15 protein-coding genes are annotated in these 22450 nt (G+C 70.8%); 8 read left to right on the top strand and 7 right to left on the bottom strand.

The annotated features are described in order from the left end of the window. Positions 1–15: 15 nt before the first annotated feature. The 6 genes from ACFV9D_RS23955 to ACFV9D_RS23980 all read right to left on the bottom strand — a co-directional run bounded on the left by ACFV9D_RS23955 (position 16) and on the right by ACFV9D_RS23980 (position 10143). A complete protein-coding gene (locus ACFV9D_RS23955) occupies positions 16–3924 on the bottom strand; it encodes a Pls/PosA family non-ribosomal peptide synthetase (protein ID WP_385149738.1) in 3909 nt (1302 codons plus the stop codon). 181 nt (positions 3925–4105) lie between these two features. Further along, on the bottom strand, positions 4106–4240 hold the full coding sequence (locus ACFV9D_RS23960) for a hypothetical protein (protein ID WP_385149741.1): 135 nt from the start codon (positions 4238–4240) through the stop codon (positions 4106–4108). Continuing rightward, positions 4218–5315: a transcriptional regulator TrmB gene (locus tag ACFV9D_RS23965; protein WP_385149744.1), complete on the bottom strand. Its 1098-nt coding sequence runs from the start codon at positions 5313–5315 to the stop codon at positions 4218–4220. Before ACFV9D_RS23965 ends, ACFV9D_RS23960 begins: the two co-directional genes overlap by 23 nt. A gap of 137 nt (positions 5316–5452) precedes the next feature. Continuing rightward, positions 5453–9187, bottom strand: a complete 3735-nt coding sequence (locus ACFV9D_RS23970; RefSeq protein WP_385149747.1) for a S8 family serine peptidase — start codon at positions 9185–9187, stop codon at positions 5453–5455. A gap of 170 nt (positions 9188–9357) precedes the next feature. Then, positions 9358–9654: an SHOCT domain-containing protein gene (locus tag ACFV9D_RS23975; RefSeq protein WP_385149749.1), complete on the bottom strand. Its 297-nt coding sequence runs from the start codon at positions 9652–9654 to the stop codon at positions 9358–9360. Positions 9655–9690: 36 nt separating this feature from the next. After that, complete coding sequence (locus tag ACFV9D_RS23980; protein ID WP_385149752.1) at positions 9691–10143, bottom strand: DUF6325 family protein; 453 nt, start codon at positions 10141–10143, stop codon at positions 9691–9693. Positions 10144–10390: 247 nt separating this feature from the next. Between ACFV9D_RS23980 and ACFV9D_RS23985 the strand changes: the two genes are divergently transcribed. From ACFV9D_RS23985 to ACFV9D_RS24020, 8 genes are all read left to right on the top strand, one after another. After that, positions 10391–10804, top strand: coding sequence for a hypothetical protein (locus ACFV9D_RS23985; RefSeq protein ID WP_385149755.1), 414 nt, complete (start codon positions 10391–10393; stop codon positions 10802–10804). A 61-nt stretch (positions 10805–10865) separates the two neighbouring features. Further along, positions 10866–12347 carry a gluconokinase, GntK/IdnK-type gene (locus ACFV9D_RS23990; RefSeq protein ID WP_385149757.1) on the top strand — a complete coding sequence of 494 codons (1482 nt, stop codon included), beginning with the start codon at positions 10866–10868 and terminating at the stop codon, positions 12345–12347. 29 nt (positions 12348–12376) lie between these two features. Then, positions 12377–13273 (top strand): cyclase family protein, encoded by an 897-nt coding sequence (locus ACFV9D_RS23995; protein WP_385149760.1) that lies wholly within the window; start codon positions 12377–12379, stop codon positions 13271–13273. Between the two features lie 121 nt (positions 13274–13394). Then, positions 13395–14999 (top strand): GMC oxidoreductase, encoded by a 1605-nt coding sequence (locus ACFV9D_RS24000; protein ID WP_385149763.1) that lies wholly within the window; start codon positions 13395–13397, stop codon positions 14997–14999. A 161-nt stretch (positions 15000–15160) separates the two neighbouring features. Further along, positions 15161–16000: an SDR family oxidoreductase gene (locus ACFV9D_RS24005; protein WP_385149765.1), complete on the top strand. Its 840-nt coding sequence runs from the start codon at positions 15161–15163 to the stop codon at positions 15998–16000. Positions 16001–16035: 35 nt separating this feature from the next. Beyond that, positions 16036–17517 (top strand): cytochrome ubiquinol oxidase subunit I, encoded by a 1482-nt coding sequence (locus ACFV9D_RS24010; protein ID WP_385149768.1) that lies wholly within the window; start codon positions 16036–16038, stop codon positions 17515–17517. Further along, positions 17514–18572 (top strand): cytochrome d ubiquinol oxidase subunit II, encoded by a 1059-nt coding sequence (locus ACFV9D_RS24015; protein WP_385149771.1) that lies wholly within the window; start codon positions 17514–17516, stop codon positions 18570–18572. The genes ACFV9D_RS24010 and ACFV9D_RS24015 overlap by 4 nt, the downstream gene beginning before the upstream one ends. A 59-nt stretch (positions 18573–18631) precedes the next feature. After that, positions 18632–20401 (top strand): cation:proton antiporter, encoded by a 1770-nt coding sequence (locus ACFV9D_RS24020; RefSeq protein WP_385149773.1) that lies wholly within the window; start codon positions 18632–18634, stop codon positions 20399–20401. Here the strand turns inward: ACFV9D_RS24020 and ACFV9D_RS24025 are convergent. Continuing rightward, on the bottom strand, positions 20398–22221 hold the full coding sequence (locus tag ACFV9D_RS24025; RefSeq protein ID WP_385149775.1) for a glycoside hydrolase family 15 protein: 1824 nt from the start codon (positions 22219–22221) through the stop codon (positions 20398–20400). The genes ACFV9D_RS24020 and ACFV9D_RS24025 overlap by 4 nt on opposite strands. Between the last annotated feature and the right edge of the window lie 229 nt (positions 22222–22450).

The raw sequence follows: 22450 nt of genomic DNA on the forward strand, positions 1-22450 counted from the left end.
TACGCCGTGGCCCTTTCAGGACCGCCACGCCTCGATCGGATTGCCCAGCCAGCGGGTGTCGGCGGGGACGGATTCCCCGGCCATCACGAGAGAGGCGGGACCCAGTGTGCTGCGGGCCCCCACCGTGCTTCCGGGCAGGACGATTCCGCCCGGGCCCAGGGTGGCGCCCTCGCGGAGGACCACAGTATCCGTCCTCAAGATCCGGTCGTGGAAGAGGTGTGTCTGCAACACACAGCCGCGGTTCACCGTGACCGCGTCGCCGAGGGTCACCAGGTCCATCTCGGGCAGCCAGTAGCTCTCGCACCACACGCCCCGGCCGATCCGCGCCCCGAGGCCACGCAGCCACACCGCGAGGAGCGGAGTCCCGGGCACCGATCCGGCCAGCCAGGGCACGGCCAGTACCTCGACGAACGTGTCGGCCAGCTCGTTGCGCCACACGAAGCCGCTCCACAGCGGGTGCTCCCCCGTCCGGTGCCGGCCCACCAGCAGCCATTTCGCGGCCACGGAGACCACCGCGGCGGTCGCACCGGCGGCGAGCAGGACCACCCCGGACAGCAGCGCGGTCCCCACGGTCCCCAGCTCGCTCGTCGCGATCAGAGCACAGAGCGCGGCCGTGGTCAGCACGGCCAGCGCGACCGAGCAGAACACCGGGACGAGCCGGCACAGCTCCACCAGGCCCCGCGCCCACAGCAGCCGCGCCGGCGGGTCGTAGGTACGGCTCCGGTCCGCGTCGGCGGCGGATCTCGGCAGCTTGACCGGCGGCAGGCCCAGGTACGAGCTCCCCTTCTTGGCCTTCTTCGGGGTGGCGGACAGCACGCCGACAAGACCGTCGTCGGGCACGCTGCGGCCCGGCGCGGTCATTCCGGAGTTGCCGAGGAACGCCCGGCGGCCGATCTCGGAGTGTCCGATGCGCACCCAGCCGCCGCCCAGTTCGTACGGGGCGGTCAGGGTGTCGTCGGCGAGGAACGCGCCTTCGCCCACGGTCGTCAGGCTCGGGAGGGCGAGCACCGTGGACACCTCGGCGCCCCGGCCGATCTTCATGCCGAGCAGCCGCAGCCACACGGGGGTGATCAGCCCGGCGTACAGCGGGAAGAGGGTCTCCCGGGACAGGTCCATCAGCTGCGTGACGGTCCATGCCTGCCAGCCGACCCGGCTGTGCGTGGGGTGGTTCCCGGTCCGCAGCCCGAGGCTGAGCAGCCGCACCGAGACCAGGAGCAGCAGCGCGTACGCGAACCCGAAGGCGAGCGCCCCGGGCACCACGCCGAGCAGCGCTCCCCGCAGCGCCTCGGCGAGCCCGGCGTCGGCGGGCACGAACCGGCCGACCACGAGCAGCGCGGGCAGGGCTGCGAGGACGGGCAGGGCCGTGAGGCAGAAGCCGGTCGCTCCGTACATCGCGCGCCAGTGCACCGCGCGCGGCGGGCGCTCCTTCGGCCAGTTGCGCTTGGCCTTGCCGAGCTTGCCCGCGGGCGCTCCGGCCCAGCGCTGGCCGGTGGGGATCTGTCCGGCCACGGCGGAGCCCGGTGCCACCTCGGCCCGCTTGCCGACCCGCGCGCCGGGGAAGAGCAGGCTGCGGGTACCGACCACCGCGCCCGCACCGACCTTGACCGGGCCGATCTCCAGCCGGTCCCCGTCCAGCCAGTGTCCGGAGAGGTCCACCTCGGACTCCACGGCGCAGCCGCGGCCCAGCTTGAGCATGCCCGTCACCGGCGGCAGGGAGTGCAGGTCCACCTCGGGGCCGATCTTGGCGCCGAGAGCCCGTGCGTAGCGCTCCAGCCAGGAGCCGGTGAGGGAGGTCGCGCCGACGTACTCGGCCAGCCGCTCGGCCGTCCACAGCCGCAGGTGCACGCTTCCGCCGCGTGGGTAGCGTCCCGGCTTCACACCGCGCAGCAGCAGACGTGCGCCGCCGGCCGCGATCGCCAGCCGGCCCGGCGGGCTGTGGAGCAGGGCCGCGCCGACGGCGACGAGCCACCACGAGGCGGTGGGCGCCCACGGGTAGGGCCCGAACCAGTGCAGGACGTTGCACAGGGCCAGCAGTGCCACCGTCCAGCGCAGGCCGACCAGGGTCTGGAGCGGGAGCAGCAGCAGCGACTGCGTCACCTGGGACCGGAGCGGGACCGGCGCGACGGTCCTGGCCGCGCCGTCGTCCTGCACGGACTTCTCCAGGCGCCTGGCCAGCTTGCGCAGGGTGGGCTGCTGGTAGATGTCGACCACGGCCGCGCTCGGGTAGCGGGTGCGCAGCCGGGTGGTGAGCTGGGCGGCGGCGAGGCTGCTGCCGCCGATCGCGAAGAAGTCGTCGGCGGCGCTGGTGACCGCCACCCCGAGGGTCTCGCTCCACTGCTCGGCGAGCCAGGCCTCGGTGCCGTACAGCTGCTCGACGGGCCCTGTGGTCTCCAGTTCGGGCAGGGGCCAGGGCAGCGCGTCCCGGTCCACCTTGCCGGAGGTACGGGTCGGCAGGTCGTCGACCGGTGCGAGGAGCGGCACGAGGGCCGCGGGCAGCTCGGCGCGCAGCCGCTCGACGGCCGCGGCGTGGTCCCAGCCCTCCTGGGTGACGAGGTAGCCGACGAGGAGCTGGTTGCCGCTGCGGGCCGTGCGGACGGCGGCGGCCGCGCCGGCGACGCCGGGCAGGGCCTGGAGCGCGGCGTCCACTTCGCCGAGCTCGATCCGGCGCCCGCCGAGCTTGATCTGCTCGTCGCCGCGGCCGAGGAAGACCAGGCCTTCCGGTTCCGCGCGGACGAGGTCGCCGCTGCGGTAGGCGCGCTGCCAGCCGAGGGATTCCAGCGGGGCGTACTTCTCGGCGTCCTTCTCCGGGTCGAGGTAGCGGGCCAGGCCGACGCCGCCGATCACGAGCTGGCCGCTGCCGCCCATGGGCACCGGCTCGCCGGACTCGTCGACCACGGCCAGTTCCCAGCCGTTCAGCGGGAGACCGATGCGAATCGGTTCCTCACCGGTCAGGAGCGAGGCGCACGCGACGACGGTGGCCTCGGTGGGGCCGTACGTGTTCCAGACCTCGCGGCCCTCGGTGACCAAGCGCTGGGTCAGCTCGGGCGGGCAGGCCTCGCCGCCGAAGATCAGCAGCCTGACCTCGTTGAGCGCCTCGGGCTCCCAGAGCGCGGCCAGGGTCGGCACGGTGGAGACCACGGTGATCTCCTGTTCCACCAGCCACGGGCCGAGGTCGGCGCCGCTGCGCACCTGGGAGCGCGGGACGGGCACGAGGCAGGCGCCGTAGCGCCAGGCCAGCCACATCTCCTCGCAGGAGGCGTCGAAGGCGACCGACAGTCCGGCCATGACCCGGTCGCCGGGTCCGATCGGTTCCTCGGTGAGGAAGAGCGCGGCCTCGGCGTCCACGAAGGCGGCGGCACTGCGGTGGCTGACGGCGACGCCCTTGGGCTTGCCGGTGGAGCCGGAGGTGAAGATGATCCACGCGTCGTGCTCCGGCCCGGGGCGCGCGGCGGGGGCGTGGCCGGGCCCCGGGTCCCCGGTGACCTCGACGGACTGTCCGGCGCCGAGCACCGCGCGCACCCCGGCTTCGCCGAAGACCAGCTCGGCCCGCTCGTCCGGGTCCTCAGCGTCGACCGGCACATAGGCCGCCCCTGCGGCGAGCACGGCGAGGATGGCCACGTACAGCTCGTTGGTCCCCGAGGGCACGCGTACGCCGACCCGGTCGCCGAGCCCGACGCCGGCGGCGGCGAGGGCGCGCCGCCGGCGCTCGACCTCGGTGGCCAGCGCGCGGTAGGTCAGCTGGGTGGAGCCGTCGTCGAGGGCGAGCTCGTCGGGGTACGCCCGGACGGTCGCGTCGAGGATGTCGACGAGGGTACGGGTCGGGGCGGCCGGCCCGGCCGAGAACCGGGCCGCTTTGCCGGACTCTCCGTACGTCTCCCCGCCGTCGAGCAGAGTGAGTTCACCGCGCTCAGGTGTGGCTGACATCGGCCCTCGCGTCTCGTTCCCGGAACGTCCGGGTCGCCGGTGGAGCCCGGGTCTGCCCAGGTTGTTCCGGTCCAGCGCCAAACAGCCCGCCAGTCTAGTGCGTCGACCGGGATTTCCTTGTCGAAGCCCTTGCGCGTGGCCGAGGAAGGGCGGTAATGCGTCAGCTCTTCGTGGGGTTCCGTCAGGGCCTGAGCGTGCCCAGCTCCGCCGCCGTCGGTGGGTCGGCTCTTTCGTGGGCGCAGGTGTACGCGGCGGCCCGGGCGGCCAGGCCGAGGGCGCCGGCGAGGGGCAGCTCAGCGCGGGTGCGGCCGGCCATGGAGCGAGTCCCGATGACCGGTTTCGGGCTCCTGCGGTGCCGGATCGCCCGCCGGGGCGACGCCGTCGCTCCCCGGACCTGTTCGGTCCGGCTCTGTCCAGCCGTGTCGGACGGCGTAGGCGCCGAGCTGCATCCGGGTCCGGACTCCGGCGATGTCCATGAGGTGGCGCAGGCGCCGGTGCAGCGTGCGCGGGGACAGACCGAGCTCTGTCGCGGCCGTCAGGTCCGTCAGGCCGGCCAGGAGGAGCGCGAGGATCCTTCGGTCGAGGTCGCTCGGTCCCTTCTCGCCGTACTCGACGGTGGGTTCGGCTCCTCCGCCGGTGCCCGACAACTCGAGCGGGTGGGCCGCGTGCCACACCGTCTCGAACAGCGCGTCCAGCGCGTCCAGCAGGCCGCTACGGTGCAGCAGCACGGCGCCGGGCTCCCCGTCCGGGGTGACCGCGAGCGGGACGAGTCCGAGGTCGGCGTCGGCCAGCACGAGTTTCATCGGCAGCTGGTCGGCGACGCGCAGTTGCACGCCGTTGCGCAAGGAGTCGACCGCGTCCTGGACGATGCCGGGCTCCGACAGCACGGCCCGGTCCAGTACCGCTCGGAAGAGCACTCCACGGCCGAGGGCCATGGGTTCGGCCGTGTTCTCGTCGGGAGGCAGGGCGACGAACGGTGCGGTGATGAAGGAGCGGACCTGCGTGCGGGCTGCCTGCTGGACCTGGAGGAAGCGATGACGGATGGCGTCGACGCCCGTGACGACCTCGATCAGATCGCTGATGCTGCTCCCGGTCATCGCCGCCCGGTGTTCCTCGGCGAAGGTCACCAGCGCCTGCTCGGCCCTGCGCAGTCCGTCACGGCGCTGGCTGATGAGAGCGCCCAGCGCCATGGCCGGCGGCGCGGCGGTGAACTGCTCATCCGCCGACCTGGTCGCCAGTCCCCACTCGACGAGCCGGGTCAGTGCCTCGTCGACGTGGGTCCGCGCCAGAACGAGCAGGTCGGAGAGGAGGATCGCGGTGGAGTTCGGCCGCCCGAGAAGCGCCCGGTAGACGCGCTCGTCTTCGGGTTCGAGGCCCAGGACATCCAGCATCGGCGATCGACTCTCTTCCGCTTGCCGCAGCGGGGAGAGTATGTGCGATGGCGGCAGACCTTGAATAGTCCCTGCTGGGAGCAGGTGTGAGGGGAAGAGCCCCGGGGAGTCGCCTCCCCGGGGCCCGACAGTGCGGCTCATCGCAGGCCGTACGCCCGGATGATCTCGTTCGTGACGCTGAAGCCGCTGCCCGTCTCGGCGCTCGCGCGGACCGAGACGAAGCCGCCGGGCTTCTTGGCCGTCCGGAACGAACCGGTCCAGTAGCCGTCGGCGCCCTTGGTCACGGTCACCTTCTGCCAGGTGGCGCCGTCGTCGTACGAGACGTCCAGCTTCACCGAGGTGGCGGTGCCGGGCGCGGTACCGAGGCCCATCGACACCGGCTTGAGCGCGATCTTCTGCGTCGCGTTGGCCTTGACGTCGCCGTGCAGGTCCGACTCCAGCTTGTAGTCCAGGTTCAGCACCGAGAACGGCGCGAAGAAGTCCGAGTCCACGGTGTCGGACATGAACGTCCACTCGGTGTGGGTGCGCGTCGACAGCCGGAAGACGTCAGCGGGCCGCTCCGCGTCGAGAACGGCGCGGTAGGGCAGATTGCCCGCCGGCACCTCCACCCACTGCATGTCCGTGCTGTACGGGTTGTCGTGGATCAGCCTGTCGCCCTGGAAGACCTGCAGGTGGGTCGGCGTCTCACCCCACTGCAGGAAGCCGCCCAGCCGCATGGTGTCGCTGGCGGAGGCCCAGGCCTGCACGTTCCAGGTCATGTAGTTCTGCCAGCGGGAGTTGTACACGCCGAAGGACTCGCTCTGGCCGGGCCGGGTCGCCGGAGCGAACCAGTCGAGCCGGGTGGTGCTGCCCTTGGCGTACGTGTTGTCGCCCGACACCATCACCCACGGCAGGGTCCCGTCGACGCCCTGCGCGTGGAACTCCCTCCAGACCTGGCCCGGGGTCACCCACTCGGTGCGGGTGCCCGGGTGCCACTCGCGCTCGGGGAAGTTGAAGGACGGGCTGAGGGTGAAGTCGGACCGGTAGCCCTGCGCCGCCTGGCCAGTCGTGGCCGAGTAGTAGCGGGCATCGATCCGGGCGAGGTCCGCCTTGGTCGGCTTGTAGACCAGGGCCCGGTCCGGAACCCGGCCGGGGTACTCCCGGGTGAGGTCGTAGACGAAGGGCGTGTACTCGGTCTGCCTCACGGTCAGCTTGAGGCTGCCGGCCTTGGCCATCGAGACAAGGGCCTTGCCCGCGTCGCGGTGCACGGTGGCGACCGGGACGGCCGACTCGCCGACGTACTCCATCAGGGCACCGGCACGGTCGTTGACCACGATCAGCGCCTTCGCACCGGCCGCGACCGCGGCCTCGGTGCGCTCCTGCGGCGAGACCTCGTCGCTGCGTTCGACGACGACGAGCTTGCCCTTGGCGCTCACGTTCTCGTAAGCGGCCGCCGCGCCGGTGCCCGCGTAGACGGCGTTCAGCGTGTCCGTGGCGGTGCCCAGGGCGCTGCCCGCCTGCACCAGTGCCTCGAACGGGAGCCGGCCGCCCATGGTGCTCAGGGCGAGCTGCGGCTCGCCCTTGCGCCAGCGGGTGGTCAGCATGAACTCGCCCTGCTTCATAGGCTCCGTCGGCGCGACGTAGACGTCGTCGTACGTCGGCGGCAGCACGTACGCGCTGCGGTAGTCCATGAACGGGTCGAGGCCCTTGTAGTGGACGTTGAAGTCGACCTTGCGCTGTCGGTCCTCGGTGCGCTGCGGCGCCTCGGTCTGCAGCAGGCGTGCCTTGCTCGCGTCGAGCACCACGTCCGCGGAGCCGTCCTTGAGCACGGTCTCCGGGTCGACGAGCACGGCCAGACCCGAGCGGTCCGCCTTCTCGCCTGCCACGTCGAGGTACGCCGCGACGGTGTAGTGGCCGGGTGCCATGCGCATGGTGGTCGAGCCGTCGACGTAGACCTGCCACGGCCAGAAGTCGCCTGCCAGGTTGATCGTGACCGAGCCGGCGGCGGGCTTGCCGTCCCGGCCGACCAGCTTGATGTTCAGGTCGTAGCGCTCCTCCTCCTTGAGCAGCGCCACGGACGTGCGGGTCACCGGCTGCCCGGTGGCCGCGTCGGTGGCTGTCACGTAGTCGACGTGCCGGCCGGCCGAGGCGGCCTGCGGGTCGCCGGTCACCGGGACGGCGGCGGTGCCGCCCGCCGGGACAGTGACCGAGGCGGCTCCCAGCGCGAAGGGGCCGCCGTCGTCGGTCAGCGCCAGGTTGAGCGTGACGTCGGCGGAACCGGTGTTGGTGAAGGTCAGGTCCTTGGTGACTGCCTTGTCGCTCGGCTCGTGCGGCCAGGCGTAGTTGCCGAAGAAGAGCGATCCGGTACCGCGGACCGTGGTGCGCACGGCGGCGGTCACATCGAGGCGGCCGGTGCCGACCTCGTACGGCGAGTACCCACCGTCCAGGCCCTTCGCGGTGCTCGTCAGGTGCTCCTTGAGCTGCGCGCCGGTCCAGTCCGGGTGCTGCTGGGCCAGGATCGCCGCTGCACCGGCCACGTGCGGGGTGGCCATCGACGTGCCGCTGATGGTGCGGTAGAGGCCCTCACCACCGTCGGTCATCTCCTGTGAGCGGGCCGCGGTGATGTCCACGCCGGGCGCCGCGATGTCCGGCTTCATGCCACCGGAGTGGGCCAGCGGCCCGGTGCTGGAGAAGGAAGCGAGCCGGTCCTGCTTGTCCGTGGCGGCCACGGTCAGCGCCGAGGCGGCCGCGCCCGGAGCGGAGATGCTCTCCGGGCCCGAGTTGCCGGCGGCTATCACGAACAGCGTGCCGTACTGCGCGGACAGCGCGTCGACCGTCTGCGACATCGGGTCGGTGCCGTCCGTCGGGTAGGAGTCGCCGAGGCTCATGTTGACGACGTCCGCGCCGGACTCGGCGGCCCACTGCATGCCGGCCATGACCCAGGAGTCCTGGCCGTAGCCCTCCTTGCCGCCGAGTACCTTGCCGACGTAGAGGTCGGCGCCGGGGGCGACGCCCTTGTGGTCTCCCGCGGAGGCGGCGCCCGAGCCGACGATGGTGCCGGCCACGTGCGTGCCGTGCCCGTTGACGTCGGTGACCGTCTCACCGGGCACGAAGCTCTCCGTGCCGTCGATCAGCCCCGCGAAGTCGGGGTGGTTGACGTCGACGCCGGTGTCGAGCACCGCGACCTTGACGCCCTTGCCGTTGTACCCGGCGGCCCAGGCCTCGGGCGCGCCGATCAGCGGCACGCTCTCCTTCAGGCTGGCCTTCACGCGACCGTCGAGCCACAGCTTCGCCACACCCGCGCCCAGCGTCGCGCTGCCCTGCGGCGCGACGGTGTTCCAGAATGTACGGGTCTGCCGCTTCTCGGTACTGAGCGCGGCACCGCGGATGCCCTTGAGCTTGCGGGTCAGATTGCTGCCCCGGGGGGCCGTCGGCTCGACGGCCGCGCGGGACTTCGGCTCGGTGTACGTCGCGATCAGCGGCACCGCGCCCGACTTCGCGTCGTCGTAGCCCATCTCGATCAGGTCGGTGACGTTGAACAGCCGTCGGTCCAGCTTGTTCGTGCCCAGCAGGGGCACCGCCTCGTCGGGGATGACGAACAAGTCACCCTTGATCTCCTGGAGTTTCACGCCGCCGACGGCGCTGTCAGGCCGGTCGACGTCGGCGATCTGCTTGCCGTCGGCCGTGGTGGTGACGGTGACGACGTCGCCGGTGACCAGGGTGACCTTGTGGGTCGCCGTGGGTGTGCCGGAAACGGTGGGCTTGCTCGGAACGGCTTGTGCGGGTGCTTGCAGGACTGCGAGACCCGACGCCAGCAGGGGCACCGCGGCGGCGGCCGAGATCAGCCGTCGACGCCTGCGCCGGAAGGCGGAAGCCTGAGAAGGGGAGGACATGCCATGGGTCTATCGACTGGCAAACGCCGTCGTGAAGACCCCATGACGGCAAGTCCTCGCCATGGCACATACTTGTCAGCCGTACATCGCGCGATGCCGGGCGGGCTCGCGTGGTGTGAACGGCCCGAACCTCTCCCCCGGTCCGTGCACCGCGCTGCCGAGTCAGGACCTCAGAGCGCGAGGATGCGGCTCTTCTGGGTCTCGAACTCGGCTTCGGTGAGCACCCCTTGTTCCTTCAGCTGTGCCAGCTCCTTCAGCTGGCCGATCTTGGTCTCCATCGACGGCGCCTCTGCGGGCGCGGGTGCCGGCGCGGGCGCGGCGTAGCCCTGCTGTGGTTGCGCGGCGGCCTGCCCGTAGTCCTGCTGTGCCCAGCGGCCGGCCTGACGGCGCGAGACCCGGTTGGAGACGGCAGTGGCGGTACCGGCGACGACTGCGGTGCGGGCGACCCCGCGGAGTAGACCTGGCATGACACGCGTCCTTGTCGTAGAGGCGGCCGTCGGCCGCTAGGAGGCGGACCCGGCTTCGGCGGCCTCCAGGCTCGCCAGGAGGGCCTGGACCGGAATCCGTCCGTTGGCCACCATCCGGGCCCCGCTGCGGCGCAGAGCCGCTGCCAACGGCCCGGCCCACACGTTCTCGTACACGATGATTCCGGCGGAGTTGCCGGGTTCGAGGACGGCCGCGGCCTCCTGGAGGTCGTCCTCGCCGAGCAGGCCGGAGGAGGCTCCGTCGAAGACGGCGAGGTCGAGTGTGCCGTCGCCGTCGAAGTCGCTGATCTCCAGCGCGCTGACCGTACCGTCCGCGTCCTTGCGGATGAAGGACAGGTCGAGGATGCGGATGATGCGGCGGTCGACAAGATCCAGCAGCAGTGGCAGGCCCTCACCCGTCATGCGATTGCCAGGAAACTCCAAGATCAGGTAGTCGACAGGTCCCATTTCGGAGAATTCGTCGACGCTCATGCTCTCTCCTCGCCTGGCTCGATCCCCCACATGCGACGGGCGGACCGCACTCGTCGCCGCTTTCCATTGCAGCATCGCGGCGCCGTGGCCGCACATCGGTCCCGGTCGGTCGCCGCTCGTGCGGAGCGTCGGGGTGGCTCGTTCGGCCGACATGCGCCGCGGGGCGGCGGGGGTCAGATTGGAGGTATCCGACCCACCGGACGGAGACACGTCGGCGGGCAGGCCAGACGACAGGGAGGAACCTGTCATGACGACTCACGTGAGCGAACCCGGCTCGCGAGCGGACACGCACCTGAGCGGTTGGTTGGTGTTCGCCGCCGTCATCATGATCTTCAGTGGCATCATGACGCTGCTCGGCGGCATTTCGGCCATCGCCGAGGACGACGTGTTCCTGACCACGCGCAACTACGTCTACGAGCTCGACCTCACCGGCTGGGGCTGGGTCCATCTCATCCTGGGCATCGTGATCGCCCTCACCGGCATGGCCCTGTTCACGGGCGCCACGTGGGCCAGGGTCGTCGGCGTGGTGCTGGCAGGTCTCAGCATGATCGCCAACTTCATGTGGCTCCCCTACACGCCGTGGTGGGCACTGTTGATCATCGCGATCGACGCCCTCATCATCTGGGGCCTGTGCGTCGCGCCCCGGCCGACGAGGGTCTGAGGGACCCACGTCCAGGGATGCAGCGCCACGCGGGACGGGCACCGGGCAGCTGCCGGACCTGGTGCTCGTCGTCGGTGTATCCGGGTCGGGCAAGACGACGGTGGCGCGCCTCCTCGCCGAGCGGCTCGGCCGGCCGTACCGGGACGCGGACGAGTTCCACTCCGAGGCCAACCGCGCCAAGATGGCCGCCGGTCACGCTCTCACCGACAGCGACCGGGGGCCTTGGCTCGACGCCATCGGAGCGTGGATGGATCGCGAGCTCGCGGCCCGTCGCCGGGCCGTGGTGACCTGCTCCGCACTCAAGCGGGACTACCGGGACAGGCTCCTGGCGGGGCGCCCCGGAGTCCGTCTGGTCTACCTGCACGGATCGCCCGAGCTGATCCGCTCCCGGCTGGCCGCCCGGCACGGTCACTTCTTCCCGGCGGACCTGTTGGACAGCCAGCTCGCGGATCTGCAGGAGCCGGAGCCCGACGAACACCCGTTGGTGGTGGAGATCGACCAGCCTCCGGAGGCCGTCGTCACGGCGGTGCTGTCGCTGATGCGCGGGGAGTCCGCCTCTGCCGGTCCGTCGGCCGGAGCCGGCACCGAGCGAGCGGACGTACGTGAGGAGCCTTCCGTGTCCCCCAGCCCCACGGGTACGCAGTGGCAGTTGACCCGCGACGGCCAGAGCGCCGTGGTCGTCCAGTTGGGCGGAGCTCTGCGCGACTACGCCATGAACGGCAGACCGCTGCTCGACGGGTTCTCCGCCGGGTCCGCCATCACCGGCGGGCGGGGGCAACTGCTCGCCCCCTGGCCGAACCGCGTCGGCGGCGGACGCTACCGCTTCGGCGGCCAGGATCTCCAACTCCCGCTGACCGAACCGGAGAAGAACAACGCGATCCATGGACTCCTTCGCTGGACCCTGTGGAAGCTGCTCGCCCATACCGAGGACGCGGTCAGAATCGGCACGACCCTCTGCCCTCAGCCCGGATATCCCTTCCTTCTCGAGGTCTGCGCGGAGTACCGACTCGGTCCCGAAGGGCTCGAGACCGCGATCTCCGCCACCAACTCCGGTACGGGGCCGGCACCTTACGGAGCCGGGCAGCACCCCTATCTGACGGTCGGCACCGACCTCGTCGACACCGTGCTGCTGACCGTTCCCGCCCGGTACCGGCTCCGTACCGACGACCGGGGACTGCCGACCGGCAGGGAACCCGTCGACGGCACCGCGTACGACTTCCGCACCGCCCGCCCCATCGGCGATCTACGACTGGACACCGCCTTCACCGGACTCGACCGCGACGCGCGCGGCCGGGCGATCGTCAGCCTGGCGGACCCCTCCGGGCTACGGGGTGTCGATCTGTGGCTCGGCGAAGGCACCCGGTACGTCCAGGTGTACACGGGCGACACCCTGGCCGACCCCGAACGAAGGCGGCGCGCAGTGGCCGTCGAGGCCATGTCCTGTCCGCCGGACGCCTTTCGCAGCGGCACGGATCTCACCGTCCTGGAAGCGGGCGCCACGCACGTGCTCCGCTGGGGCCTCAGCCCATGGGGGTCCCTGTGACGCGCGCTCGGCCCCCGGTCGTATCCGGCATGAGCGCGCACGACTTCCGGGCGCTCTACGAGCGACTGCGGAGCGACGGTCGGCGTGGCGCACTCCGCCATCTGACGCCCGAGCGCGTCGTGGCAGCCGGTGCGGAGGTACGCCTCGGACGCACGGTGTCGCTGGCAGCTCCGATCGAGACCGTGCCGGGCCCCGACGACCCCGAGCCCGCGGAGCACCGGATGACCGGACCCGCCCCGGGTGAACTCGCCGCGGACGGGCTGCACTTCGCCACCGACCGCTTCGCCATGAACGTGCACGGAGACGCGGACAGCCATCTCGACGCCCTCTGCCACGTGGTGTTCGACGGGGAGTTGTACGGCGGGGTGCCGGCGAGCAGCGTGACGGCCGAGGGGGCCGGTGCGCTCTCCGTGGGCCTGGTCGCGGACGGCATCGTCGGCCGTGGTGTGCTCCTGGACATCCCCCGGCTGCGTGGCGTGCCCTGGCTGGAGCCGGGCGACCATGTGACGTCCGACGATCTGACGGCCGCCGAGGCCTCGCAGGGGGTCCGCGTCGGTCCGGGGGACCTGCTGTTCGTCCGCGTGGGGCATCGCCTCCGTCGTACGGAACTCGGGCCGTGGGACGCGTCGACGGCACGGGTCGGCCTCCACCCGACCGCCGTGGGGTTCCTGGCCGAGCGGGAGGTCGCGGTCCTGGGTGGCGACGGCAACAACGACACCGCGCCCAGTGCGGTGGACGACATCGCCTTCCCCGTCCACGTCCTGGCGATCCACGTCCTGGGCATCCATCTGATGGACTACCTGCAGTTCGAGGACCTGGCCGCCGTCTGCGCGGAGGCGGGGCGCTGGAGCTTCCTGTGTGTGGTCGCCCCCCTGCGGCTGCCCGGAGCCACGGGCTCGCCCGTGAACCCGATCGCGGTGCTGTGAGCACAGGTGCGGTCGGCCGTCTCCCGGTCGCCGTTCGGCAGAAGGGCGGATACGTTCGTCTGGGTGGGAAGGCAGGGTCTCCGCAGCGCGGAGTGACAGGTCCTGGCGCCAGGGCAGGGCCATGAGCGCAAGGACGGTGGTCGCCGTGGGCGACGCCCCTCACTACGACGTCATCATCATCGGGACCGGCGCCGGCGGCGGCACCCTCGCCCATCGGCTCGCGCCTTCCGGCAAGCGCGTGCTCCTCGTCGAACGCGGCGACTACTTGCCACGTGAGCGGGACAACTGGGACTCGACGGCCGTGTTCGTCAAGGGCAAGTACCGGGCACCGGAGTTCTGGCTGGACAAGGACGGCGACGAGTTCCCGCCCGAGGTCAACTACTACGTCGGCGGGAACACCAAGTTCTACGGCGCCGCCCTCTTCCGGCTGCGGCCCGAGGACTTCGGCGAACTCCGTCATCACGGCGGCCTCTCCCCCGCCTGGCCGATCCGGTACGAGGAACTGGAGCCGTACTACACGCAGGCCGAGCACCTGTACCTCGTGCATGGACGGCACGGCGAGGATCCCGGCGAGGGTCCGGTGAGCGCGCAGTACGCTCATCCGCCCGTGGAGCACGAGCCGCGCATCCAGCAGTTGAGCGACGACCTCGAGAAGCGCGGTCTGCACCCCTTCCACCTGCCGATCGGTGTCAACCTCGTCCAGGAGAACGGGGGGCGGGCCACCCACTCCAGTGTGTGCATCCGGTGCAACCGGGTGGACGGTTTTCCGTGTCTGGTGCGCGGCAAGTCCGACGCCGAGGTCATCTGCGTGGAGCCGGCTCTGCGGCATCCCAACGTCGAGATGGTCACGAACACGCAGGTGGTCCGCCTGGAGACCGATGCGAGTGGACGCACGGTCAGCGGGGTCGTCGGCCGGTCGGCCGACGGCTCGGAGGTCCGGTTCACGGCGGACGTGGTCGTCGTCTCCTGCGGAGCGGTCAACTCCGCCGCGCTGCTCCTGGCCTCGGCGAACGAGCACCATCCGAACGGCCTCGCCAACAGCTCCGACGTGGTCGGCCGGTTCTACATGCGGCACAACAACATGGCCCTGATGGCGGTGTCGAAGGAACCCAACGACACCCAGTTCCAGAAGACCTTGGCCCTGCACGACTGGTACCTCGGCGCGGACGACTGGGAGTTCCCGCTGGGCGGCATCCAGATGCTGGGCAAGTCGGACGCCGAGCAGATCCACGGGGAGGCCCCGCGTTGGGCCGGTGCGGTCACACCGGACATGCCGTTCGAGGTGATGGCGCATCATGCCGTCGACTTCTGGCTGTGCGGTGAGGACCTGCCGCTGGCCGACAACCGGGTCACCCTCGACGGCGACGGCCGCATCCGTCTCGCTCTCGACGAGAAGAACAACGTCGAAGGCCTGAAGCGGCTGCGGCACAAGCTGCAGGGCATGCTCGGCCACCTGGGCATGCACGAGCACCACCTGTTGTCCCGCAGCCTCTACCTGCACAAGGGCATGCCGATCGGTGCGACGGCGCACCAGGCGGGCACCGTACGCTTCGGCACCGACCCCGCCGCCTCCGCGCTCGACGTCAACTGCAAAGCCCATGACCTCGACAACCTGTACGTCGTCGACACGAGCTTCTTCCCGAGCATCGGCGCGGTCAACCCGTCCTTGACGGCCATCGCGAATGCCCTGCGGGTCGGCGACCACCTCCTGGCCCGGCTGGGCTGAGACCAGGGCTGCTGGCCCGATCGGACGAAGACGCTCGGCCCAACGGCCCAACGGCGGTTCTCCCCGCGCGCCGCGCGCCGCAGTCGGTGATTGCGTGACCTCCGTGCCCGCCCGGCGGCAGCCGGGCGGGGCGCAGCGGCGCAGCGAGGAGGCAGGGCAACATGGGTTCCACCGTGGAAGCACCGCAGGGTGTGATCCCCGCACGTCTGCTCAAGGGTCAGAAGGCACTGGTCACCGGAGCCAATTCGGGCATCGGCAAGGCCACGGCCATCGGCTTGGGCCGAGCCGGCGCCGACGTGGTCGTGAACTATGTGGCGGGACGTGAGGCGGCCGAGGAAGTGGTCGAGGAGATCGCTTCGTTCGGGGTGCGTGCGGCGGCCTACGAGGCGGACGTGTCCCAGGAGGACCAGGTCACGGCCATGACGGACCGGATGGTCGAGGAGTTCGGGACCATCGACATCCTGGTCGCCAACGCGGGACTGCAGCGGGACGCCCGGCTCACCGACATGACCCTCGCCCAATGGCAGAAGGTCATCGACGTCAATCTCACCGGTCAGTTCCTCTGCGCCCGGGAGGCGGCCAAGGAGTTCCGGCGCCGCGGTGTGGTGCCCGAGGTGTCCCGCGCCGCCGGGAAGATCGTCTGCATGAGTTCGGTGCACCAGATCATCCCCTGGTCGGGCCACGTCAACTACGCGTCCTCCAAGGGCGGTGTGCAGATGATGATGCAGACCCTGGCCCAGGAGCTCGCGCCGGAGAAGATTCGGGTGAACGCGGTCGCCCCGGGGGCGATCAAGACGCCGATCAACCGCGCGGCCTGGGAGACGCCCGAGGCCCGGGAGGACCTCCTGAGGCTCATCCCGTACGACCGGATCGGCGACCCCGAGGACATCGCCCACGCCGTGGTCGCGCTCGCCTCCGACCTCATGGACTACGTGGTGGGGACCACCCTGTACGTCGACGGCGGGATGACCCTCTTCCCGGGTTTCGCCACCGGCGGCTGACCTCTCCCGGACCGTCACGAACAGCGAAGGCGTGTATGTCCACCTCGTTCCACCTGCTGGCGGATGCCCCGGCCCAACTTCTCCCGGCCCGGGAACTCATGGCCTTCACCCTGGCGTCCCACATCATCCTGGTGCCCCTGGGCGTGGCCTTCCCCTTCATCACCCTGGTCATGCACTACCGCGGGCTGCGCCGCAAGGACGCGACGGCGCTGCTCCTGGCGCGGCGCTGGTCGGCCGTCATGGCGGTGCAGTTCGCACTCGGCATCGTCACCGGCACGGTGCTCTCCTTCGAGTTCGGCCTGCTCTGGCCCGGGCTGATGGGCAGGTGGGGTGACGTCTTCGGCATCGGATTCGGTGTCGAGGCCTGGGCGTTCTTCCTGGAGGCCGTCCTCATCGCCATCTATCTGTACGGGTGGCGGCGGCTGAAGCCCCGTACGCACTTCCTGCTCGGGCTGCCGCTGCCGGCCGCCGCGCTGCTCGGGGCGTTCGGCATCCTGGCCGCCAACTCCTGGATGAACACGCCGCAGGGCTTCTCCCTCGACTCCGAGGGCAACCCGGTCGACGTGAACGTCTGGAAGGCGATCTTCACCCCGATGTTCGGGCCTCAGTACTGGCACTTCGTCGTGGCCATGGTCCTCACCGCGGGCTTCATGGTGTCCGGTGTCTACGCCGTGGGCTGGCTGCGCGGCCGCCGGGACCACTACCACCGGCTCGGTTTCGCGGTTCCGTTCACGATCGCCGCGGTGGCGGCGCCGGTGCAGTTCGTCCTGGGCGACGCGATCGCCCGGTCGGTGTTCCACAAGCAGCCGGTGAAGTTCGCCGCGCTGGAGATCGTCTGGGAGACCGACACCCGGGTACCGGAGTACATCTTCGGGCGTCTACAGGAGGACGGGTCCGTCAAGGGCGGCATCAAGATCCCTCTGCTCGACTCCTTCCTGGCCGGATTCAGCCCGAACACCAAGGTGGTGGGACTGACCTCCGTCCCGGCGGACCAGCGCCCCACGGCCACTCAGGCGACCATCGCCCACTGGGCCTTCGACATCATGGTTCTGATCGGGTCCGCCCTGGTGCTGCTCGCCCTCTGGTACGGCCTGGTCTGGCTGCGGCACCGCCGGCTTCCCGCCTCGAAGTGGTTCTACCGCTCCGCGGCCTGTGCGGGCGTCGCCTCCGTCGTGGCCGTCGAGTCGGGTTGGATCGCCACCGAGGTGGGTCGTCAGCCCTGGATCGTCTACCAGAACATGCGGGTCGCCGAGGCGGTGACCTCGACCCGCTCCACCACCCTGTGGATCATGCTGGGCGTGGTGATGGCGGTGTACGTGTTCCTGTTCGGATCGTTCCTCGTCATCCTGCTCAAGATGCGCACGCGGTGGCGGCTGGCCGACGAGGAGCGGGCCGCGGGAGGTGCGGTTCATGCGCCGGAGGCGGACACCCCGTACGGGCCGCGGGCACCCGTCCCCGCGGGTGACGCCCCCGCCGCGGACCGCGGAGCCGCCGGGGCCGAGGACGGCCGCCCATGACCGCCGACCTCATCGCCGTGGTGCTGCTCCTCGCCGTGGCCGCGTACGCCTCCGCGGGCGGCACGGACTACGGGGCCGGCTTCTGGGATCTGACGGCCGGCGGCGCGGAACGCGGCAAGCGTCCCCGATGGCTCATCGACCACGCCATGGCTCCCGTGTGGGAGGTCAACAACGTCTGGCTGATCTTCGTCTTCGTGATCATGTGGACCGGCTTCCCCATCCTGTTCCAGACGGTGTTCACGGCGATGTGGCTCCCCCTGGTCCTGGCCGCCATCGGCCTGGTGCTGCGCGGCGCCGGTTTCGCGTTCCGCAAGCCGTCGCGGCGGCTCGCGGGCCGGCGGCTGTACGGTGCCGTGTTCGCCGTGGCCTCGGTCGTCACGCCGTTCTTCCTCGGTGCCGCCGTCGGCGGGGTCGCGTCGGGACGGGTGGCGCCCGGTACCGAGGCCTCGGCGGACGCCTGGTCCAACCCCACCTCCCTGATGTTCGGGCTGATCGCCATCGCGACGACCGCCTTCCTCGGCGCGGTGTTCCTCACGGGGGACGCCCGCCGGTTCGAGGCGCCCGATCTGGTCGGCTACTTCCGGTGGCGGGCGCTGGGCAGTCTCGCCGTGCTCACCGTCCTGGCGGTGATCACCGGGTTCGTCACCCATGAGGACTCCCCGCACGTGTGGCACGGACTCACCCACGGCCTGGGGCTGCTCTTCGTCGTCGTGGCCGGGGTGGCCGCACTCGCGACAGTGTGGCTGCTCCTGCGGACGCCGGGCGCGTGGATGCGCGTCGCGGCGGTCGGGGTCGTCGCCTCCGCCGTCATCGCCTGGGGCATGGCCCAGCGCCCCTACCTCATCCCCACGTCGCTGACCGTGGCCGACGCCGCGGGCGCACCCGCCACGCTCACGTGGCTGGCGATCGTCACCCTGGTGGCCCTCGTGCTCGTCATGCCGGCCGTCGTCCTCCTCTACTGGCTCGACACGCACGGTGAGCTGGAAGAACTCACCGACGCCGAGCTGCGAAGAGGCAGCGGCACAGACGGTGGCGGTGCGGGCCCCGGCGGCTGACCGCCCGGACCCACGCCGGCCCTCCCCCTCGCGCCCGGACTCCGACGAAGGAAGCCGCTGTGACCGACGACGAGATCTTTCTCGGACTCGCCCTGACGGTGGTGCTCGCCACCGGCTCGCAGATCCTGGCGAGCAAGCTGCGCGTCCCGGCCCTGATCATCCTGCTGCCGGTCGGGTTCGCCGCCGGTGCGATCACGGATGTCATCCATCCGGACAAGTTGCTGGGGCCGGCCTTTTCCGACCTGGTGTCGCTGTCCGTCGCGGTGATCCTCTACGACGCCGGCCTGGGGCTCAACCTGCGCAAGCTCACCGGCCGCACCCGGGGGATCGTGGGACGACTGCTGGTGTACGGGGTGCTGCTCACGTTTCTGGTCATCGCGGCGGTGTCACCGGCGATGTTCGACATGCCGCTGCGCGTGGCCGCGATGCTGGGCGTGATCCTCGTCGTCTCGGGTCCCACCGTCGTGGGTCCGCTGCTCGACTTCGTGCGGCCGACCGACAAGGTGCGACGCATCCTGATCTGGGAGGGGACGCTGACCGACCCGATCGGCGGCATCCTCGGCGCGCTCACCTTCCACGCCATCGCCACGACGCACCAGGTCGACATCGGCCGTGGATACCAGCTGGGCCAGTTCGCCATCAGCCTGGCCGTCGGGCTGGTCGGCGGGGCCGTGGGAACCGCGCTGCTGTGGTTCACTCTGCGGACCCTTCGGCTCGGCGAGACCCTCGGTACGCTGGCTCAACTCGCCACTGTGATCGCCGTGTCGGCGGGCTGCGACATCGTGCGGGACGACACGGGGCTCATCGCCGCGATCGTCACGGGACTGGCCGTCGCCAACATCCGCGGGTTCGACATGCCTGCTCGGCGTCCCTTCTTCGAGACCCTGGTCCAGCTGATCATCGGGCTGCTGTTCATCTCCATCTCCTCCACCGTCACCCCCGCATCCCTGGTGCCGGTGCTCCTTCCCGCGCTCGCCCTCATCGCGATCCTCGTCCTGGTGGTGCGGCCGCTCGTGGCCCTCGCCGCGACGGCGCGATCGGGTCTGGTCCGAGGGGAGCGGGCCTTCATCGGGTGGATGGACCCGCGCGGCATCGTCGCGGCAGCCACGGCATCGGCCTTCTCCGCCAGCCTGGTCGACCGGGGGGTGAGCGGGGCCGGGAGGATCCTTCCCGTCACGTTTCTGGTGATCGTGGGAACCGTTCTGCTCTACTCGCTGACGGCGGCGCCCATGGCCAGACGGCTGGGCGTCGTCAAACCGGCGGGCACGCGCATTCTCCTGGTGGGCGGGGAGCCGTGGGTGGTCGACCTGGGAAGAGCCCTGCGGTCCGCGGGACTTGACGTGCTGATGTGGGCGGGGCTCGACGCGCAGCGGGAACTGATCAAGGCGGCGGGGATCGATCTGGCCAAGGGCGATCTGCTGGCCACGGCCATCAACCCCGGGGCGCGGCTCGAGGGAGTGACGGCCGTGTTCCTGGCCACCGACGACGACGACTTCAACGCGCTCGCCTCGGTCGTGATGGAGGACAACGTCGAGGGGCCCGTCTACCGGGTCGGGCCACCGCACGACAGCCATGGCGTGGTCGCTCCCTACACCGGCGGCGACATCCTCTTCGGCCGTCCCCTGGTCCGTCATGTCCTGGCGGAACGCTACGAGCGGGGCGCCCGGTTCGTGGTGCAGCCCGCCTCCTCCCCGCTGCCGCCGGAGCACGACACGCTCTTCGTGGTGCGGGCCGACCACCGGCTGGATCCCGTCACGGAGAGGCAGCAGACCGTCCCGCAGGAGGGTGACACCGTCGTCCTCCTCGGGCCCGTCCCCGACCACCCCTAGAGCATCGCGTCCAAGGTGATCGCCGCGTCGATCAGGGCAAGGTGCGTGAAAGCCTGCGGGAAATTGCCCAGCTGTCGCCCCGTCAGGCCGACCTCCTCGGAGTACAGGCCCAGGTGGTTGGCGTAGGTGAGCATCTTCTCCAGCACCAGCCTGGCCATGTCGGTGCGTCCGGCCCGCGCCAGGGCGTCGACGTACATGAACGTGCACAGGGAGAAGGTCCCCTCGGAGCCACGCAGCCCGTCGGGTGACGCCTCGGGGTTGTAGCGGTAGACCAGACTGTCGCTGACCAGCTCACGGTCCATCGCGTCCAGGGTGGACTTCCACATCGGATCGTCCGGCGTGATGAAGCCGACCGTCGGCATGCGCAGCAGCGACGAGTCGAGTACGTCGTCGCCGTAATGCTGCACGAAGGCCTGCTTGTTCGGGTCCCATCCCTTGCTGAGCACCTGAGCGTAGATCTGGTCACGCGCGTCCCCCCAGCGGCCACCGGCCGCGGGACGGCCGTCGTCCCAGGCGATCCGCAGGGCGCGGTCGAAGGCCACCCAGGACATCACGCGGCCGTAGGTGAAGTGCTTCCGGCCGCCGCGGGTCTCCCACAGGCCTTCCCCTGCCTGATCCCAGTGGTCGACCAGCCAGTCGAGCAGCGTGTGCAGCGCGGTCCAGCCCCCGTTGTCGAGATGCATGCCGTGCCGGTGCGCGAAGTAGATGCTGTCGAGCGCCTCACCGTAGATGTCCAGTTGCAGCTGGCTCGCCGCCCCGTTGCCGATGCGGACGGGGGCGGAGCCGCAGTACCCCTCCCAGTGCTCCAAGGTCTCCTCGACCAGGTCGGAGGAGCCGTCGACGCGGTACATGATGTTCAGGGGACCGGTTCCGTTTCCCTCGCCGGCCTTCTCCTTGACGCGGTCGTGCAGCCAGTTGATGAACGCCTTCGCTTCTTCCTTGAAACCCAGGCCCAGCAAGGCGTACACCGAGAACGAGGCGTCACGGATCCAGGTGAACCGGTAGTCCCAGTTGCGCTCGCCGCCCAACTGCTCGGGCAGACCCGTCGTGGGGGCGGCCACCAGGGCGCCGGTCGGCGCGTACGTCATGAGCTTCAGCGTCACCGCCGAACGTTCCACCGCCTCCCGCCAGCGGCCCGAGTACGTGGACTGGCCCAGCCACGAGCGCCAGAAACTGACCGTCTCGTGGAAGAGCCGCTCGAACTCCGCCACCCGGACCTCGTGCGGCGGCCCGCCGGGGGACGACTCGAGGATCATTCCGCGCTGCTGCCCCGCCTGCAGCGTCAGGGTGAAACGCAGGTCCTTGTCACCCGAGAGGATGTTCAGCAGCCGCTCGTCCTGCGGCTCACGGACGCCGTGGACGGCGAGGTCCATGTCCTCCGAGGTGAACAGGGCCCCGTGCTCCGAGAGGTGCAGCTCGTGCGGCTTACGGCCGTAGTCGAAGCGCGGAGCGATCTCCCCTTCGAACGTCATGCTGCCCCGGACACACCGCAGCATGCGGACCAGACGGTGCCGGTCCGTCACGGTCGTTCCGGTCACCGGCATGAAGTCGACGACCTCGCCCGCGCCGGCCTCGGTCATGAAACGCGTCACCAGAACGGCGGTGTCCGGGTGGTAGAGCTGCTTGGTCGTGTACGTGTCCGCGGCCGGCCGTACGGTGAAGTGGCCGCCCTTGCCCCGGTCGAGCAGGGCGCCGAAGACGCTCGGTGAATCGAAACGCGGACAGCAGAACCAGTCGATGGTCGCATCGGTGGTCACGAGAGCCGCGGTCTGCAGATCGCCGATCAGGCCATGGTTCTCGATCAGGGGGTAGTCGTCCATCGTGAGCCCCTTTCGGCCCCGGTCGACCCCGGTCGACCCCGGTCGACCCCGATCGACCACGCTCGGGCAGCGTTACACGGGGGCAAGGCGAACCGGGCGCCACTCGGTCAGCTTAGGCCGACGATGCCGGTCCGTCCTGACGAGGACATCGCACGGGGTGGCGGCGGGAGCGCTGCCGCTGCGGCGGTCCGGGAATCGCTCTACCGTGTGAGGGCGGCGGTCCCGTCGA

The sequence above is a fragment of the Streptomyces sp. NPDC059875 genome, assembly GCF_042731085.1.
Classification (GTDB): Bacteria; Actinomycetota; Actinomycetes; order Streptomycetales; family Streptomycetaceae; genus Streptomyces.